General features: G+C 58.6%; 16 protein-coding genes and 1 pseudogene. 12 read left to right on the forward strand and 5 right to left on the reverse strand.

Annotation, left to right across the window (positions count from 1 at the left end; translation table 11 throughout):
- From Q1W40_RS11145 to Q1W40_RS11165, 5 genes are all read left to right on the forward strand, one after another.
- A partial coding sequence (locus tag Q1W40_RS11145) for an aminotransferase class IV (RefSeq protein ID WP_300711883.1) occupies nt 1–489 on the forward strand: 489 nt, incomplete at its 5' end.
- Nucleotides 490–501: 12 nt separating this feature from the next.
- On the forward strand, nt 502–705 hold the full coding sequence (locus Q1W40_RS11150) for a zinc-finger domain-containing protein (protein ID WP_300711885.1): 204 nt from the start codon (nt 502–504) through the stop codon (nt 703–705).
- Nucleotides 680–1,555, forward strand: coding sequence for a glycosyltransferase family 2 protein (locus tag Q1W40_RS11155; protein WP_300711887.1), 876 nt, complete (start codon nt 680–682; stop codon nt 1,553–1,555). The genes Q1W40_RS11150 and Q1W40_RS11155 overlap by 26 nt, the downstream gene beginning before the upstream one ends.
- Nucleotides 1,552–2,337: a glycosyltransferase family 2 protein gene (locus Q1W40_RS11160; protein ID WP_300711889.1), complete on the forward strand. Its 786-nt coding sequence runs from the start codon at nt 1,552–1,554 to the stop codon at nt 2,335–2,337. Before Q1W40_RS11155 ends, Q1W40_RS11160 begins: the two co-directional genes overlap by 4 nt.
- Before the next feature lie 17 nt (nt 2,338–2,354).
- Nucleotides 2,355–3,224: a glycosyltransferase gene (locus Q1W40_RS11165; protein WP_300711892.1), complete on the forward strand. Its 870-nt coding sequence runs from the start codon at nt 2,355–2,357 to the stop codon at nt 3,222–3,224.
- Between the two features lie 9 nt (nt 3,225–3,233).
- On the opposite strand, the pseudogene Q1W40_RS15150 reads toward Q1W40_RS11165, so the two are convergent.
- The 4 genes and pseudogenes from Q1W40_RS15150 to Q1W40_RS11190 form a co-directional block, all read right to left on the reverse strand.
- Nucleotides 3,234–4,313: pseudogene (locus tag Q1W40_RS15150) on the reverse strand (acyltransferase family protein).
- Between the two features lie 89 nt (nt 4,314–4,402).
- A complete protein-coding gene (locus tag Q1W40_RS11180; protein WP_300711898.1) occupies nt 4,403–5,635 on the reverse strand; it encodes a HAMP domain-containing sensor histidine kinase in 1,233 nt (410 codons plus the stop codon).
- A 3-nt stretch (nt 5,636–5,638) separates the two neighbouring features.
- Nucleotides 5,639–6,340, reverse strand: coding sequence for a response regulator transcription factor (locus Q1W40_RS11185; protein ID WP_108324977.1), 702 nt, complete (start codon nt 6,338–6,340; stop codon nt 5,639–5,641).
- A 182-nt stretch (nt 6,341–6,522) separates the two neighbouring features.
- On the reverse strand, nt 6,523–7,854 hold the full coding sequence (locus tag Q1W40_RS11190; RefSeq protein WP_300711901.1) for an MFS transporter: 1,332 nt from the start codon (nt 7,852–7,854) through the stop codon (nt 6,523–6,525).
- A 54-nt stretch (nt 7,855–7,908) separates the two neighbouring features.
- On the opposite strand from Q1W40_RS11190, the gene Q1W40_RS11195 reads away from it, so the two are divergent.
- From Q1W40_RS11195 to Q1W40_RS11220, 6 genes are all read left to right on the forward strand, one after another.
- Nucleotides 7,909–8,772, forward strand: coding sequence for a M48 family metallopeptidase (locus Q1W40_RS11195; protein ID WP_300711903.1), 864 nt, complete (start codon nt 7,909–7,911; stop codon nt 8,770–8,772).
- 160 nt (nt 8,773–8,932) lie between these two features.
- Nucleotides 8,933–9,415 carry a response regulator gene (locus Q1W40_RS11200; protein WP_300711905.1) on the forward strand — a complete coding sequence of 161 codons (483 nt, stop codon included), beginning with the start codon at nt 8,933–8,935 and terminating at the stop codon, nt 9,413–9,415.
- Nucleotides 9,416–9,492: 77 nt separating this feature from the next.
- Nucleotides 9,493–13,095, forward strand: a complete 3,603-nt coding sequence (locus tag Q1W40_RS11205) for an Ig-like domain-containing protein (protein WP_300711907.1) — start codon at nt 9,493–9,495, stop codon at nt 13,093–13,095.
- A gap of 181 nt (nt 13,096–13,276) precedes the next feature.
- On the forward strand, nt 13,277–14,113 hold the full coding sequence (locus Q1W40_RS11210) for a HAMP domain-containing sensor histidine kinase (protein ID WP_300711909.1): 837 nt from the start codon (nt 13,277–13,279) through the stop codon (nt 14,111–14,113).
- 87 nt (nt 14,114–14,200) lie between these two features.
- Nucleotides 14,201–14,839: an MBL fold metallo-hydrolase gene (locus tag Q1W40_RS11215; RefSeq protein ID WP_300711911.1), complete on the forward strand. Its 639-nt coding sequence runs from the start codon at nt 14,201–14,203 to the stop codon at nt 14,837–14,839.
- 236 nt (nt 14,840–15,075) lie between these two features.
- Nucleotides 15,076–15,723 carry an SAM-dependent methyltransferase gene (locus Q1W40_RS11220; RefSeq protein WP_300711913.1) on the forward strand — a complete coding sequence of 216 codons (648 nt, stop codon included), beginning with the start codon at nt 15,076–15,078 and terminating at the stop codon, nt 15,721–15,723.
- Nucleotides 15,724–15,893: 170 nt separating this feature from the next.
- Here the strand turns inward: Q1W40_RS11220 and Q1W40_RS11225 are convergent, their stop codons facing one another.
- Nucleotides 15,894–16,685 (reverse strand): exodeoxyribonuclease III, encoded by a 792-nt coding sequence (locus tag Q1W40_RS11225; RefSeq protein WP_300711915.1) that lies wholly within the window; start codon nt 16,683–16,685, stop codon nt 15,894–15,896.
- 10 nt (nt 16,686–16,695) lie between these two features.
- Between Q1W40_RS11225 and pyrE the strand changes: the two genes are divergently transcribed.
- Nucleotides 16,696–17,400, forward strand: a complete 705-nt coding sequence (gene pyrE, locus Q1W40_RS11230; protein WP_300711917.1) for an orotate phosphoribosyltransferase — start codon at nt 16,696–16,698, stop codon at nt 17,398–17,400.
- Nucleotides 17,401–17,403 lie beyond the last annotated feature (3 nt).

A 17,403-nucleotide genomic window follows, 5' to 3' on the forward strand; every position in this document is an offset into this window, starting at 1 on the left:
AGCTACACCCGCCACCACGTCAACATCACCATGACGCAAGCCAAGGCGGTGAGCAACTACACCAACTCGATCCTGGCCAACATGGAAGTGACCGACGAAGGCTACGACGAAGCCCTGTTGCTCGACACCTCGGGCTTCGTGTCCGAAGGCGCTGGCGAAAACATCTTCGTGGTCAAAGACGGCGTGATTTATACGCCTGACTTGTCGGCTGGCGCCTTGAACGGCATCACCCGCAACACCGTGTTCCACATCGCCAAGGACTTGGGCCTGGAGATTGTGCAAAAGCGCATCACGCGCGACGAGATCTACATCGCCGACGAAGCCTTCTTCACTGGCACAGCCGCCGAAGTGACGCCTATCCGCGAATTGGACCGCATCGAACTGGGCACGGGCAGCCGCGGCCCGATCACCGAGAAAATTCAATCCGCGTTCTTTGACATCGTCAACGGCCGCAACCCCAAGTACGCCCACTGGCTGACTTTGGTTTAAGGACACCACAACATGAGCAACACCATCGAACTGCTGGCCGCTGACCTGAACCCCCAAGGCGGCGTGTTCTGCCCCAGCCCCAAAGCTGACATGAAGCTGTGGAACAGCCACCCCAAGGTGTACCTGGACGTGGCCAAAACCGGCCAAGCCAAGTGCCCTTATTGCGGCACCGAGTACAAACTCAAGGCGGGTGAGCACTTTGGTGGTGGGCACTGAGATGTTGAGCCAGGTCACGGTCATCATCGTGACCTTCAACAGCGCCCACTGCCTGCCCGCCTTGGGCAAAGCGCTGACTCAGCTCCCCCACGTCATCGTGGTGGACAACGGCAGCGACGACAACTGCGCCACCCAAACCCCCGCGCACCTGCCCCAGGCCCAAGTGCTGGCGCTGCCCGCCAACTGGGGCTTTGGCGCCGCCAATAACCGTGCGTTGGCGCAAGTGCAAACCCCGTTTGCCCTGCTGCTCAACCCCGACTGCGAAATCACCCCCCAAGCGGTGGAACAACTGCTGCGCACCGCCGCCCAATGGCCCGAGGTCGCCATGGTCGCCCCCCAGTTGCTGCAAGCCAACGGCCAACCCGAAGTCAACTACCGCTGGCCCCACCTGCTGTGGCACAGCCGGGGCCCCGCTGTGACCGAAGGCCCCGCCTGCGTGGGCTTTGTCTGCGGCGCTGCCATGCTGCTGCGCATGAGCGCCTACCAAGGCCAGTTCTTTGACGAACAGTTCTTCCTGTACTACGAAGACGACGACCTTTGCACCCGCCTGTTCAAGCAGCGCCAAGCCATGATCATCGACCCCGCCGCCACCGCCACACACCGCTCACGCGGCAGCGTGCGTGGGCGCAGCCCCCTGCGCAGCGAATACCTGCGCGGCTACCACCACGCTCAGTCCAAACTGATTTACGCCCGCAAATACCAAAGCACCACCGCCGCCCGCCAGCAACAACGCAAACTGCTGTGGCAAACCGTGCTGGCGTTGCCCCTGCGCCTGCTGGCCTACAACCCCCGCCTGCTTGCCCGCATGTGGGGGCGCTTGCAGGGCGTGCGCCACTGGAAACCGCTATGACCGCAACACACCCCACCCTATGCATCGGCATCCTCACCATGAACGAGGAACGCCGCATTGAGCAATGCATCCAAAGCGCCCGCTTTGCTGATCAGATCGTGGTGATCGACAGCGGTAGCAAAGACCAAACCGTGGCCATCGCCCAGCGCTTGGGCGCCCAGGTCCACGCCCATGCCGACTGGCAAGGCTTTGCCGTGCAGCGCAACCGCCTGTTGCAGCACTGCACCAGCGACTACATCTTCTTTCTGGACGCTGACGAAGTCATCACCCCCGAGCTTCAGGTCGAAATTCAAGTCGCTGTGCAAAGCGGCCAACAAGCCACCTGGGAGGTGTTGTGGAACCAGGTGGCTTACGGCAAAGCCCTTACGCTCATGAAGTCCACCGGCGGCGTGCAACGCATGTTCCCCTCCGCCAACCTGGAGCGTTTTGAGGGCGTCGTTCACGAAAAAGCCATCGTGCGCAACCCTGCCACGCCAGTGATCAAGTTCAAAGGCCGTTTACTGCACTACTCGCGCGAGACTGTTTACGGCAGCCTGCAAAAACTGGCGCAATATGCCCAGCTTGGCGCACTCAAGCGCGCCGAAAAAGGGAAACGCGGCGGTGTGCTGCGTGGCTTTGCTTCAGCCTTGGTCAATTTCCTGCAGCTGTATGTGTTCAGGCGCGGCTTTTTGTGTGGGGCAGAGGGGTTTCTGTTCTGCTTCTTTATCGCCCTGGAATGTTTCTTCCGGTATGCCATGCTTCATTACGACCGGGACCAGCTGCAAGCTTCAGTTAAGCGTTAGGCTGACGCGTACAACATATGAGAAGCACAACATCCATCGCCATGTGCACCTACAACGGTGCCGCTTTTTTGCAACAACAACTGGACAGCCTGGTCGCTCAAACGTGCAGGCCTGACGAAGTCATCATTTGTGACGATTGCTCCCAAGACCAAAGCGTCGAAATTGCGCAGGGCTTTGCGAAGCAGCATCCGGACATCGCTGTAAAAGTGGTTCAAAACCCGCAAAACCTTGGCTACATCAAGAACTTCGAGAAGGCCATCAGCCTGTGCACGCAGGACATCATTTTTCTTTGCGATCAGGACGATCTTTGGCAGCCCAACAAAATTGAAAACATGGTGGCGGTGTTCGATGCTGAACCCTCGGTAGGCCTGGTTTTGCATGACTTTTGTTGGATAGATGAGCGCAACCAGCCTTACCCCGGTCCTATAGACACCTACGGTCCCAAAAAGCTCAGTGCAGCGCAATTACCGCAAGAAATCAAAGACCACTCCATCAACGTCTTCATGCAGCCCTACCCGCGCGCATGGTGCGGCTGCATGATGGCCTATCGCCGCAGCTTTAACGATGTGGTGTTGCCTATTTTCCCGGGCAAGGGCCATGACGACTGGATCCTCAAGGTGCTAGCCCCCATCACCGAAACCCGTTTCCTCGCCAGCACCTTGGTGCATTACCGTATGCACCAGCAAAACACCAACCGCCGAGATTTGGAGAGGCGCACACTTGCGTATCTTTGGTGCCGTTTCGTCAAGAAAACGATTTTGGTGCTCAAGGGCCATACCAAGCGGGGGTTTTACAGGCAGATTTTGACTCGTCTCTCCAAAGTAAAAAAGCCAGTAATGTACGAGGCCTTGCTAAGTCAATACCGAAGCTATGCCAACAAGCTTTGAAAGCACTTATCAGTCCCTGCTAATAATTGGCAACTCAAACAGCTTGAGTGAAGCTAAAGATACACCCAGCAAAAATGGAATCAGTGCTGCCACATAGCCCCAATAAATTGCAGGCGAAAAAGATGCCGCTTCATCTAGGCCGATCGCTAATCGAAAGACGATGAACAACAACGGCCCATGCAGCAGGTAAATGCTGTAGGTGATTTCGCCAAACGCACGGGTGAGTGGAGAGCTCAGCAGGCCCCACACATTGGCGCCGTTGGAGATCAAGCAAAACGCCGAACCTAGTAAAACAGTGGGCAATACGGCATAAGCGGTGTCAAATCCGGTAACTACAAGCGCCACAGCAGCCACTGCCCATACGCTGGCTAAGGGGTGAGTAGCCTTTTCCCGAAACCCTTCGTTCCGGGACAAAAGCGCCGCAGCCATCCCGCCCGCAAACGCAAACGCATGAATATCCAAGGCCAGATGTGCTTTGGTCAATACCAACATCAACGCCGCAAAGCCAAGCCATCGCTAGGCAGGGCGAAAGCCTATCAACAAACCCAGCAAAGGCAGGGCAAAGTAAAACTTCCATTCATAGGCCAGCGTCCATGTCACGCCAGCGGTAAAGAGCCCCAACAGTGACTTCTTAGCCCAAAGCTCGCCGGTAGGGGCCAGCCAGTGTGTGTGTCTGATTACGGCAATCACCACCACCGCCAACAGCATCACCACCAGATAGAGCGGCACGATTCGCAGTACACGTGACCGGTACAAGCGAAACCAGTCAATCGGCGTTTGTTGTTGTGAGAGCAAGCGACCAAAAAACAGATACCCGGTGATCATGAAAAACAGCGTTACTGTGGTTTGCCCGAGGTGAGAAAACAAGCGGGAATCAGGCACATCCCAAACACCTGTTTTCAAAAACACAAACCAGATACTGGCATGATGCACAAACACACCAAACGCTAGGAAACCCCGCAAGCCGTCGATGGCGGCGTTGCGCGATGCCGCCAGCTTAACGGGCCAAAATTTGTGCAGCCAGTAAAAGCAAAAAAAGGCCTCTACATAGAGGCCCAGTACCACAAAGGGAGAATAGAGCGACATCATCGCATTATCGATGAACACTGCTCGGTAGAGCTAAGCTGTAGCTAAGCCTAACAAACAGGAAATGAAGATCATTGGATCGATCGCCCACATTAGCCATTCGTTGATCGATGACCGTGAAACTTAATTTCAAAACAAGCCCCGGTTGCCCCCTGCGCATCAATACACCTTACGTTGCCATGGTGCCGCTCCACAATCGACTTGACCAACGATAAGCCCAGCCCCACCCCACCCACGCGCTCGCTGGCGCCGGGCAAGCGGAAGAAGGGCTCAAAAATGCGTTCACGGTATTCAGGTGGCACGCCTGGCCCGTTGTCGCACACGGTCAAAAGCACTTGCTGTTTTTCTGACCGCAAAGACAAAACAATGCCTTCGCCATCTGCAGCAGTTGCGCCATACCGGCGGGCGTTTTCCAGCAGGTTGCGCACCATGCGGCGCAGCAGTTTGGCCACGCCCTGCACTTCCAGCGTGTGCATGCCGCCCGGCACATCCAGCAAAGCGCCTACGCGGGCGCATTCTTCAGCGCACAAACCCACCAAGTCCACCGCTTCGATGGTACCCATGTCGGCTTCTTTGGCATCCAGTCGGCTGGCCAGCAAAATCTCGTCGATCAACTGATCGAGCTCGGCCATGTTGCGCATAATTTCAGCGCGGGTGCGCTGGCGCATGTCGGCATTGGCCACATCCATCAACTCCAGCCCCATGCGGATGCGGGCCATCGGCGAACGCAATTCATGCGAGGCGTTGGCCAGCAAAGACTTTTGCGAAGCCATCAGCCCCTCAATGTGCCCAGCCGCCTGGTTGAAGCGTTGCGACAAATCGGCCACTTCATCGTCGCCTTGCACCGGCACGCGGGCCGATAAATCGCCCTCGCCCCAGCGCTGCACACCGCGTTGCAGACCTTCCAGGCGCTGCGTCAAGCGCCGCACCACCGGGTACAAACCCAAGGCCACGGCCAGCCCGATCAAACCCAACATCCAGAAAAAACCATACGGCGGTGTGGCCCACCAGGGTGGCTCACGGTGCAGGCGCGGCGGAGGGCGACCATCCTCCCACTTGCGCTGGATTTGCAGTTGCACCTCGCGTCCGTCGGGCAGGGTGAATGCAAAATCCAAAGGCATACCCGGGCGCTGTCTCGGGGCGGAAGTCCCCAACACTTCGCCTTGAGGCGTCATGATGATCCAGTCGCGCGGCATGGGCGGCGGCGTGTTGTGCTCCATGCTGGCTCGCCAAAACCACCCGACCACCAGCATCAACACGGCCACGCCAGCCACCACGGCCAGCCATATGCGCAGGTACAAATGCCTGGACAGCCCTTTGAACATCACTCAGTCCTGCTGGCGCGCAAACACATAGCCCACGCCGCGCACCGTCAAGATGCGTTGCGGTGCTTTCGGGTCGGCCTCAATGGCTGCGCGGATGCGCCCCATGTGCACATCGATGGAGCGGTCAAACGCTTCCAGCTCACGCCCGCGCACCGCTTCCATGATCTGGTCGCGCGTCAGCACGCGACCTGCGCGTTCGGCCAGCGCCACCAGCAGATCAAACTGGTACGAGGTCAAATCACACGCTTGTCCCTTGACAGAGACGCGTCGTGCATCGCGGTCAATTTCCAAAGAACCAAACTGCATCGCCTGCGCACTGGTCGCCGTGTCTGTGCCTTTGCGTCGCAAGATGGCTTTGATGCGGGCCAGCAGCTCCCGCGGCTCAAAGGGTTTGGGCAAGTAATCATCCGCCCCCATCTCCAGGCCAATGATGCGGTCCATCGGGTCGCCTTTGGCCGTGAGCATGAGCACCGGCACCTGACCGAGCGCACCAGGCAAGGACCGGATGCGCTGACACACTTGCAAACCGTCCATGTCGGGCAGCATCAGGTCCAGGATCACCAGGTCCACACCCGCAGATTGCAGCCGTGACAAACCCGTCTGGGCATCGGGCGCGTGACTCACCTCAAAACCTGAAGCACCCAGGTATTGCGACACCATGCCCGCCAAGCGGACATCGTCTTCAATCATCAATAGTTGTTGCATGAATGCATCATCCTCTTTGAGCCAGTGCCGGGCGTATCGCTTGTGTAAAGCTGGGTAAATCTATCGGGTTTGCGAGGGCTGCGGAGAAGGTGGAGATGGACCCCGGATCAAGTCCGGGGTGACAGTTCTGCTAAGTCATCCCGGCCTTGAGCCGGGATCCATGCATGCTTAGGGCAAGGTGCTCATTCACTGCGCGCATGCACCCTTGAAGCCAAAGCCACCAACAACAACACCGGCACACCCAACCAAGCCGTCACCTGAAAGAAATACGCATAACCGTAGGCGTTCACAAAGTCGCCCGAAAACCCCGCGATGAATTTGGGCAACAACAGCATCATCGAACTGAGCAGCGCATACTGCGTGGCCGAATAGCTGATGTTGGTCAGCGAAGACAAATAGGCGATGAACGCAGCCGAGGCGATGCCGCTGGCCAGGTTGTCGGCAGACACCACCCAAATCAGCGCCGTCACATCGTGGCCCACACCGCTGAGCCAGGCAAACAGCATATTGCTCGCCGCGCTCAAGATGGCGCCCAGCATCAGGATGCGCATCACGCCCCAACGGGCCGACAGCACGCCGCCAATGAACGCTCCCACCAAAGTCATCACCACACCATAAACCTTGGTCACTGCCGCCACTTCGTCCTTGGTGAAACCCATGTCCACATAAAACGGGTTGGCCATGATGCCCATGACCACATCGCTGATGCGGTACACCGCGATCAGCGCCAACACCAACACCGCCTGCCAGCGGTAGCGGCGCCAGAAATCGGCAAACGGATCGACCAGCGCACCCTGCACCCACTCGGCCACATTGCGGGCAGGCTTCATCGCAGCGGGCACGGGCTCGGGCGAGCCCAACACCATCCACATGCCGGGCAACAAACTGGCCGCCATCACCAAATAAGCAGTTTGCCAGGCAGCCTGTGCGTAGCCCGTGGTCTCTGCGCCTTGCGCACGTGCGGCAATCCACAGCACCCCGGCACCGGCCCAGATCATGGCCAGGCGATAACCCGTTTGGTACGTGGCGGCCAGCGCCGCTTGCGCGTTCACCTCGGCCGACTCGATGCGGTACGCGTCCAGCGCGATGTCTTGCGTGGCCGATGCAAATGCCACCGCCAAAGCACAGGCCACCAACGGGCCCAGCACCTGCGACGGGTCATTCAAAGCCATGCCCACCAAGCCCACCATGATGACCGCCTGCGACAGCAGCAACCAACTGCGGCGACGCCCCAAACGCGCCGTCAGCCACGGGATCGGCAAACGGTCCACCAAAGGGGCCCACATCCATTTGACGCCGTAGGCCAAACCCACCCAGCTCAGATAGCCGATCGTGCTGCGGTCAATGCCCGCCTCGCGCAGGCGAAAGCTCAAGGTGCCCAGCACCAACAACAGCGGCAAGCCCGCCGAAAACCCCAACAACAGCATGCGCAAACTGGCCGGTTGCAAATACAAACGCAGCGACGCACGCCAAGTGCGTGCAGACGCTTCAGGAGGGCTGGTGTTTTCAATCATGGCTCGATTATCAGGCCACACAAAATGACAACTTCTTGGTTATGATCAGCCTCTATGTGCTGGCTCTGCGACCTCAAAACCCCCTCATCCTCTTCGGCAACTTCTGGCGAACACCGCTGGAACGCGCGCAGAGGTTTCTTGTTGGCTGCAGGCGCCACAGCGGCAGGCTCAGCCTTGGCACAAGTCGACGTCGGCTCGGCCTCCAGCATGCGCAACCTGGTGCCCGCTGAAACGCTGGAAAACTCCGCACGCCAGCAATACAGCCAGGTTCTGGCCGATGCCCGCGCACAAGGCGCCCTGGCGCCGGAGGGTCACCCACAACTGCAACGCCTGCACACCATCGCCAAACGCCTGATTCCCCACACCGCACAGTGGAACCCCCGTGCCCGCGAGTGGAAGTGGCAAGTCAACCTGATCGGCAGCAAACAGCTCAACGCCTGGTGCATGCCCGGCGGCAAGATCGCGTTCTACACCGGCATCCTGGACCAGCTGCAACTCACCGACGACGAAGCCGCCATGATCATGGGCCACGAAATGGCCCACGCCCTGCGCGAGCATGCCCGCGAACGCATGGCCAAAAGCAAAGTCACCGGAGTTGGCCTGTCGATTGCCTCGCAATTGCTGGGCTTGGGTGCGCTGGGCGATGCAGCGGCCAATATGGGCACGCAACTGCTGAGCCTCAAATACAGCCGCGACGATGAAACCGAAGCCGACTTGGTGGGTCTGGAAATCGCTGTGCGCGCTGGCTACCGCCCCGAAGCCAGCGTTGCACTGTGGAAAAAAATGCAAGCCGCCTCGGGTGGCAACAACAACGCCTCGTTCCTGTCCACCCACCCCAGCGGCGCCAACCGCATCCAAGAGCTCGAAGCCAACCTGCCCAAAGTGCAGCACCTGTACGAACAGGCTGCACAACGCTGATGTCTGCTGTCCGCAGCACAGGCTTGCGCGACCTGGGCGATGGAAAGAAACCTGGCAAATGTCGGAATTTTCAGCTTGAGATTACCCTTTTGGGTAGTTCAATTTCGATTTAAATTCGATAAATTTGATGGTTTAGACATCCATTGACGGACTGAATCGAATGAACACCCCCCTCGGCCATGTGCACCTCGTGGATGACAACCATGACATGCTGCACTACCTGAGCGACATGCTCAAGTTGAATGGCTATTCGGTAGACACCTACACCAGCCCCAAGTCCTTCCTGCGTGAATCGCTGGACATCTCTCCGGCTGTGATCGTGCTGGACATGCACATGCCGGGATTTACTGGACTCGAATTACAGCAGCAACTCGAACAAATCGGTCGCAACACCCCGATCATCTTCATGAGCGGCGAAAGCGACAAAAATCAAATCATTTCGGCGTTCACCTCGGGTGCCATCGCATTTTTATTGAAGCCATTTGCCAGAGAAAAATTACTGGAAGCGATCAACAAAGGCATTGTTCTGGACAAGCAAAGGGCCAAAAATCGGCTCGGCTTGACTAGGCTGCAACGCAACTTCAACACCTTGACTTTGCGTGAGCAAGAGTTGTTGTTCTTGATGATCGATGGCTATTCATGACACTCAAGACACTCACAAATCAATCAAATCAACAAATTTGCCATTCCAGCCTTGCCCGCAGCCTTGTTGCTTCTTTGATGTTGTGCCTGTCACTGGGCGCTGTCGCTCAAAACTACTACACCGGCCCCAACAGCCCCATCCACACTTTTGGCCAGAAGTACGCTCAAACCGGTGAAGTGGTGGCGCAGCAGTCGCGCATGGTCTTCTACCGCACCTTTGACAGCGCCGACACCGTCAGCGGCAAAGTCGTCGAGAGCAACAACCAAGTCACCGCCAACGTCGACACCACAGGCACCCTCAGCGAAGCCAGCACCACCTTCGCCAGCACCGATGTCGACGTCTCTGGCGGCCAGCTCAGCAACTGGGCCACCTCCGACAACATCACCTACACCGCCACCTTCACGCCCACCAGCGGCTTGTTTAGCAGCGGTGCCATCGGCGTCAAAGCCGGCACCTTCACCGACGCCGCAGGCAACGCCAACAAAGACACCTACGAAGCCTTTGTGACCGGCACCGTGCTCGAAGAAAACAACCTGCTCGACCTGAGCATCAACACCGACACCACGCCCCCCACGGTGATTGTCAGCCGCAGCACCAACAGCACTGTCAGCGGCGCTGAAACCATCACCTTCACCCTGAGCGATAACGCGGGCACCAGCTTTGATGCCAGCGACATCTTTGTGACCCCCGGTGCAGGCACGCTGAGCAACTTTGTGGGCGACGGCACGGTCTTCACTGCTACCTTCACGCCTACTGCCAACAGTGCCGGCAGCGTCACCATCGGCGTCAAGGCCGGCAAGTTCAGCGACCCCGCTGGCAACCTCAACAAGGACACTTTCGACAGCGCGGACACCGTCAGCGGCAAAGTGGTTGAAACCAACAACGCCGTCACCTTCAACTACAAGACCGACAACACCGCGCCCACCATTGCCATCACTGGCCCCTCGGGCGCCGTGTCCGGGCCCAGCACCATCACCTTCACCCTGAGTGAAGTCAGCTCAGACTTCATGTGGGACCCTAACGTAGACGTTCTTCAAGTGACTGGGACAAAAGTACTGGACACTGCTGGCAGCAGTCCCGGCACTATCTCTCAGACCATCAACGGCTTGATCGTTGGTCAGACTTACGCATGGAGCTTCACCAACGCTAGAGAAGATGAAGTGCCCGATGTTGTCAAATTTGAGCTGACCGGTGCCACCAGCTTGTCGCAAACCTTGTCACCAGCGTCAAACGCGCCATCGGTTGTCAATGGAACATTTGTTGCCCAAAGCACAACAGTCACCATGACCTTTGCTGACACCACCAACAACGGTGCAGCTGATCGAGGCGTTCTGATTGATAACGTCGTCTTGTCACGTGTCGATGCAGTGCCTGCCCCGAACGGGTCTTTGTCAGCAGGTGGCACACTGACTGCGGCCGCTACAGCGCAAGCAGATGCTTTGACTTACAGTGGTTCACCTCTGATTGCATTGGCAGGCAACGACACCATCACCGCCACAGCCAGTGATATCCAGAGCAAATTGGCCGCAGGCGGCTTCATCAATGGCGGCGCCGGCATCGACACCCTCAAGCTCGCCGCAGGCACCACGCTCAACCTGGAGACACTGACCGGCAACCAGACGGTGCAAAAGATCCAGGAAGTTGAAATCCTGCAAATGCAAGGCGGCAGCAGCCTGACGCTGAGCGCCAACAACGTGCTCAGCCTGGGCGGCTCCAACGCCAGCACCATGGCCCCCTTCAGCTTCAGCAGCACACAGCAGGTGGCCGATGGCAGCGTTGCTGCCACCGGCAGCACCAGCAGCACCGGCAAGGTACAAATGGTCATCCAGGGCGGCACGGGCGATGCGCTCAAGCTCGACGCGCTGGCCACCGACGGCGTCAGCAGCACCGCGGGTGTGTTGGGCAACTCGGGCCTGACCGGCACCTGGGCTTACAAGGGTCAGGTCCAGCTCGGCACCATCACCTACAAGGTCTATGACCACAGCACCACCCAAGCCCAGGTGCTGGTCGATGTGCCGGTGGTCGTGACCACCGTCAGCCCCATTGCCATCACGGCCATCGACGATGCCAATGGCTCCAGCACATCGGCCAACGGCTCCAAAGACACCGGTACATCGGCCAGCGACTTCATCACCAGCGAAACCACGCTGGTCTACAGAGGTACCGTGCCGGTCGAATACAACGATGCCAACCACGACGTGTTCGTGGAAATCCTCAACAGCAGCGGCACCGTGGTCCAAAGCGGCACCGCCACTGTCAGCAACGGCACTTGGTCATTGGACAAAACCGCCTCTGCACTCAGCGCTGGCAACTACACCATCCGCTCCACCATCGTCAACCAGGGCACCACCACCACGACCAGCAGCTTCGGCTCGCAGGGGGTGGACACGCAGGCCCTGGTGATCGACACCACAGCGCCCACCATCATCGTGGCACGGGCCAACAACAGCACGGCCACTTTGTCCACTGGGCAGACCGAAACCATCACTTTCACCTTGAGTGAGGCCAGCACCAACTTTGATGTGAGCGACGTCGCCGTGAGCGGCGGCACGCTCAGCAACTTTGGCGGCTCGGGCACCAGCTACAGCGCCACCTTCACGCCCACCGCCGACACTAGCGGCACCGGCAGCATCAGCGTGGCCAGCAGCAAGTTCAGCGATGCCGCAGGCAACCAAAACGCCGACGGCGCCGAGGGCAACAACACCGCCAGCGTGCCCTACGTGACCGCCGTGCCCACGCAGACCGTGACCTTCAGCAGCATGACCAAGGACAGCAGCTTGGCGCTGGACAACGCCGACTGGACAACCGCCGATGGCAGCGCTGGTCGTCTTGTGTCAGGCACGCTGGACGCCGTGCTCATCACAGGCCAGGTCCTCAAGGTCTACAGCAACGGCACCTACATTGGCGACGCCGTGGTCAACGGCAAAGCCTGGGAAATCACCGACACCACCGGCTACACCACCGGATGGACCTACACCGCCAAAGTGCAAGATGGCTCTGGAAACACGGGTCCAACCACCACCCAAATCGTCAACACCGACTTCACTGAAGCCGCGCCGGTCATCACCAGCGTCATCGACACGGCCAACGCAAGCATCGGCATCGGAGGAACCACGACCAGCGCTCTGAGCACTGTGAGCGGAACTGGTACTGCAGGCGACACCGTTTACCTGTATGACAACACCGGCACCAATTTGGTAGGAAGTACGACAGTGGCTGCGGGCGGCGCATGGTCCATCAGTGGGCTGGCCACCAACGATGCAGTGGGTGGCGGTACAAACACTTTCAGTGCACGTCAAATGGACAGCCTGGGCAACGTGAGTGTGTTGTCAAATACATGGACGGTGACGGCCGCTGGCTCCAACTTGCTGACCAACGGCAACTTTGCATCGGGTTTCACGGGTTTCAGCTCTGGCTTGACGAGCACAGGCACCACCTACTCATACACGTCAACCGCCGGTGGGTTTGCAGTAGGCCCTCTTTCGGGGGCGGGGGCGATGAACCCTGTCAATACCGCAACGACTGCCAACTCTGGACCCACGGCTTACACCTTCGGCACTTGGAGCAAAAAAACCATTGCGTCCTATGTGAATCCCAATGGGGCTTTCTCGGGTGATGCGCTGTATGGTGGTCGTTTATTCGATGCTCAGCGCTTTGTTTTTTTCCTGGCTGTTTTATGAAGCTTGGCAAAAGCAGCGGCAAGAAAATGCCTTCCAGCTGAAATTCCTAATGGGTGTGACCGTTGCCAGTCTTGGTTTTCGTCTTGCACGCATGGCGGCAGTGCTGATGCAGGATGTGCAGCCCGCAACGCTTTTCCAAGAGGGATCTGCGCCCGCGGTATTGCGGCTCATGTCACTGTCAATGGATGTTTTGATTTTGAGTTCCTTGCTGGGCTACAGCACTTATGTGCTGACACTGCGTAACCAGCGCGCTGAAGAAGACAACCAAAAAGTCCGGGCTGCCAATCTGGCTTTGGACGCGGCGCTTGCTGAAAACACCCAGATGGTCAAAGCGCTGACGCTTTCAGTCAAATCGCACAACATGGGCATCTTGTTGGCTTCGTTGGCGCATGAGTTGAGTCAGCCTTTGCAACTGATGCGCATCAAGACAGAACTGCTGGCCAGCATGCCCGAGCTTCAGAACCAAGAGCGACAGCAATTCATACAAGGCCTGCTTCAAGACAACAACCGTGCAGGCGACATCATTGTTCAGTTGCGCAAATTCTTGAGAAGTGGCTCTTCAGAGTTCGCGCTCATTTCGATGAGCGATGTGGTCAAAGAGTCTGTGGCCATCATTCAAGCCGAATTGATGCGTCACGAAATAACCCTGGTGCAAGAGGTGGACAGCACTGTGTCGGTTTGGGCCGATGAGGGCCAGTTGCAGATGGTGGTCCTGAATCTGTTGAAAAATGCACTGGACGTCTTGCGCGCTGCACCTTTGCCCCGAGCAATTCATGTGCACTTGAGCCAGACAGCGCAAGCGAATGTGCTGACCGTATCTGACAACGGGCCAGGCATTGCTGAATCAGACCGGGCTCGGGTGTTTGAAATGTTTTTTTCCACCAAAGCCGAGGGCATGGGCTTGGGTCTGTGGCTGAGCCACTCGATCGTGAGAAACCATGGCGGCGAACTGCAAGTCAGCAGCAGCCCGACTGGCGGGGCTTGCTTCACCTTGACGCTGCCCAAAAAAATCGCCTGAGCTGAAGTCAGCCCAAGTCTTGGCCCCGAAAAAGTAACAGCCTGACTGGATTCAGGGTGCCATATTCGCATCACCGATAATTCGCGGATGCTGCAATACCAAACCATCCCCGTCACGCCCTTCCAGCAAAACTGCTCCTTGATCTGGGACGACCAGACGCGCCAGGCGGCGGTCATCGATCCGGGCGGCGATCTGCATGTGTTGCTCGGCGCCGTCAAACAACTGAACCTCAAGCTCGAACAAATCTGGATCACCCACGGCCATGTGGACCATGCCGCTGGCACGGCCGATCTGGCCGAGCAGTTGCAGCTGCCCATCATCGGCCCGCACCCGGGTGACCAGTTCTGGATCGAAGGCCTCACACAGGCTGCGTCCATGTATGGCTTCCCGCCTGCTCGCGCTTTCAAGCCCACCCGCTGGCTTGCTGATGGCGACAACGTGACACTGGGCAGCCACACGCTGCAAGTGCGCCACTGCCCTGGTCACACACCTGGCCATGTGGTGTTTTACTCACCCGACATCCAGCGCGCCTTTGTGGGCGATGTGCTGTTTGCCGGCAGCATCGGCCGCACCGACTTCCCGCAAGGCAACCACGAAGACCTGATCAACAGCATCACCCAGCGCCTGTGGCCCATGGGCGATGACACGGTGTTCATTCCAGGGCACGGACCAGAAAGCACATTCGGGCGCGAGCGCAAAAGCAACCCTTACGTGCGCGGCACCTGAAGCAGGTGATGCGGGCATGGATCCCGGCTCGGAGGCCGGGATGACAAAGTCCTCACCCCACTGTCATCCCGGGCTTGCCCCGGGATCCATCTCTCGGACTTTAAAAAGCGTACAGTCAAGCCAACCCAGCGCCCCTTGAGTTTCGTCCGTGCGCTGTCACGATTGTGCTTCTGAACGCCACACAACCCGGCTACCTGACCAAACAGCAAAGCATCCCCGTCGCAGGTGCAGATGACTTGATCATCCGCTCCCTGCTCGACAAAAACCAGTTCCACGACCCGCTGGATGAGGCGCTCAATCTGGGCATTTCATCGGCCACTTGGCCCCTGTTTGGCTTGTTGTGGCCCTCCGGCGCACGCATGGCTGAACGCATGGCGCAGCGCACTGTCACAGGCGAACGCATTCTGGAAATTGGCTGCGGTCTGGGCCTGACCAGCTTGGTGGCGCATCGGCGCGGCGCCAACATCACGGCCAGCGACTGCCATCCGCTGACCCATGCATTTCTCGACAACAACACCCGCCTGAACAACTTGGGGCCGATCGAATACCGCCACGGCTTGTGGGGCACTGCTGCTGTTCGCGACGACGGTATGCCGGTCCTCACGCAGGTGCACGATGCCGCCTTGACGGGTCTGTTCGACCTGATCGTGGGCAGCGACATCCTGTACGAGCGTGATGATGAAGGCACACTGGCGCAGTTCATCGACGAACACGCAGCCGTCCGATCCGAGATATGGGTGGTCGACCCCAACCGGGGCAACCGCGCCGCGTTTCACAAGCACATGGCAAGGGTGGGCTTTGCCATGCACGAACAGGTGCTGGACCAGGCCGCGGACAAGGGTGTGGATGCTTATAAAGGGCGCATGCTGACTTACACAAGATGAAGACATGGATCCCGGATCAAGTCCGGGATGACTGTGGAAATCGGGATGACAGCGGGAACTGGGATGACATTTCAGAGTTGTCACCCCGGACTTGATCCGGGGTCCATGCTTGAGCCCTTGCGCAGCGCACTGATGGAGCCTGCGTACAGCGCACCTCGTGCGCCCGGTCCTCACAAGCTCAGGTCGTAGCCAATCGTGATCGGCGCGTGGTCTGAAAACTTTTCGCCTTTGTAAATGTGCTCGGTGCGGGCCTTCTCGGCCACGGCAGGCGTGGCCAAGTGGTAGTCGAGGCGCCAGCCCACGTTCTTGGCATAGGCTTGGCCGCGGTTGCTCCACCAGGTGTAGCAATCGTCGGTGGTGTCGGGCTTGAGGCGTCGGTACACGTCCACAACGCCACCTTCGGTGGTCAGCTTGGTCATCCAATTGCGCTCTTCGGGCAAGAAGCCGCTGTTTTTGAGGTTGCCCTTCCAGTTCTTCAGGTCGGCTTCCTTGTGAGCGATGTTCACGTCGCTGCACACCACAAAATCGCGCTCGGCTTTCAGCCCCATCAGGTGCGGGTACATCTTGTCCAAAAAGCGGAACTTGGCTTCTTGCCGCTCGGGGCCCGAAGAGCCACTGGGAAAGTACACGCTGATGATCGACAGCTTGCGGCTGGGCGTGTCAAAGCGCACTTCGGCATAGCGGCCCTCGGCATCGAACTCGCCGCCGTCAAAACCAATCACCACATCGCTGGGTTCATGGCGGGTGTACACACCCACACCCGAGTAGCCCTTTTTCTCGGCAAACTGGAAATGGCCCTTCAATCCGGCCAGTTCTTCAAACTTTCCCGCCACATCGGGGGCCTGGGCTTTGACCTCTTGCACGCAAATACAATCGGGGTTCTCTTGCGCCAGCCAGGCTTCGACCCCTTTGGTCGTGGCCGAACGGATGCCGTTGAGGTTGAGGCTGGTGAGTTTGAACAAGGATTTCCCCATGGTGACAGAACAGGCAAGCAGCGCCGACATGCAGGCGCTCGCTCAGGAATTTGTGCAGTTTGCAATCGAATCGGGCGTGCTGCGCTTTGGTGAATTCAAAACCAAAGCCGGCCGCATGAGCCCCTACTTCTTCAATGCCGGCTTGTTTGACGATGGCGCCAAGCTCAGCCGACTGGCGCAATTTTATGCAAAAGCCCTGCTGGCCAGCGGCATCGAGTTCGACATGATCTTTGGCCCTGCCTACAAAGGCATCCCACTGGGCGCGGCCGTGGCCATCGAGCTGGCCCGCCTGGGCAAAAACGTGCCCTTTGCCTATAACCGCAAGGAAGCCAAAGACCACGGCGAAGGCGGCTCCCTGGTCGGCGCCCCACTCAAAGGCCGCGTGCTGATCGTGGACGACGTCATGAGCGCGGGCACCGCCGCCCGCGAATCGATTGCCCTGATCAAAGCCGCAGGCGCCACCCCCCACGCCATGGCGATTGCCCTGGACCGCCAGGAAATGGCCACCGAAAAACAGGCCGACGGCTCGGTGCAAGACGTGCCCCACAGCGCCGTGCAATACGTGCGCAACACCTTGGGCATGGGCGTGTGCTGCATCGCACAACTGTCGGACTTGCTGGCCTATTTGTCTGCGCAAGACGGCAACGAAATGGGCCAGCACCTGCCCAAAGTGCAGGCCTACCGCGACCGCTACGGCGTTTGAGCG

Origin of the sequence: Limnohabitans sp. (assembly GCF_030158565.1) — a bacterium.
Classification (GTDB): domain Bacteria; phylum Pseudomonadota; class Gammaproteobacteria; order Burkholderiales; family Burkholderiaceae_C; genus Limnohabitans_A.

Excerpts from the sequence above, each read along its gene's own strand:
- Q1W40_RS11150 (WP_300711885.1), top strand. The coding sequence starts at position 502 with ATGAGCAACACCATCGAACTGCTGGCCGCTGACCTGAACCCCCAAGGC.
- Q1W40_RS11160 (WP_300711889.1), top strand. The coding sequence starts at position 1,552 with ATGACCGCAACACACCCCACCCTATGCATCGGCATCCTCACCATGAAC.
- Q1W40_RS11165 (WP_300711892.1), top strand. The coding sequence starts at position 2,355 with ATGAGAAGCACAACATCCATCGCCATGTGCACCTACAACGGTGCCGCT.
- Q1W40_RS11180 (WP_300711898.1), bottom strand. The coding sequence starts at position 5,635 with ATGTTCAAAGGGCTGTCCAGGCATTTGTACCTGCGCATATGGCTGGCC.
- Q1W40_RS11185 (WP_108324977.1), bottom strand. The coding sequence starts at position 6,340 with ATGCAACAACTATTGATGATTGAAGACGATGTCCGCTTGGCGGGCATG.
- Q1W40_RS11190 (WP_300711901.1), bottom strand. The coding sequence starts at position 7,854 with ATGATTGAAAACACCAGCCCTCCTGAAGCGTCTGCACGCACTTGGCGT.
- Q1W40_RS11195 (WP_300711903.1), top strand. The coding sequence starts at position 7,909 with ATGTGCTGGCTCTGCGACCTCAAAACCCCCTCATCCTCTTCGGCAACT.
- Q1W40_RS11200 (WP_300711905.1), top strand. The coding sequence starts at position 8,933 with ATGAACACCCCCCTCGGCCATGTGCACCTCGTGGATGACAACCATGAC.
- Q1W40_RS11205 (WP_300711907.1), top strand. The coding sequence starts at position 9,493 with ATGTTGTGCCTGTCACTGGGCGCTGTCGCTCAAAACTACTACACCGGC.
- Q1W40_RS11210 (WP_300711909.1), top strand. The coding sequence starts at position 13,277 with ATGGATGTTTTGATTTTGAGTTCCTTGCTGGGCTACAGCACTTATGTG.
- Q1W40_RS11215 (WP_300711911.1), top strand. The coding sequence starts at position 14,201 with ATGCTGCAATACCAAACCATCCCCGTCACGCCCTTCCAGCAAAACTGC.
- pyrE (WP_300711917.1), top strand. The coding sequence starts at position 16,696 with ATGGTGACAGAACAGGCAAGCAGCGCCGACATGCAGGCGCTCGCTCAG.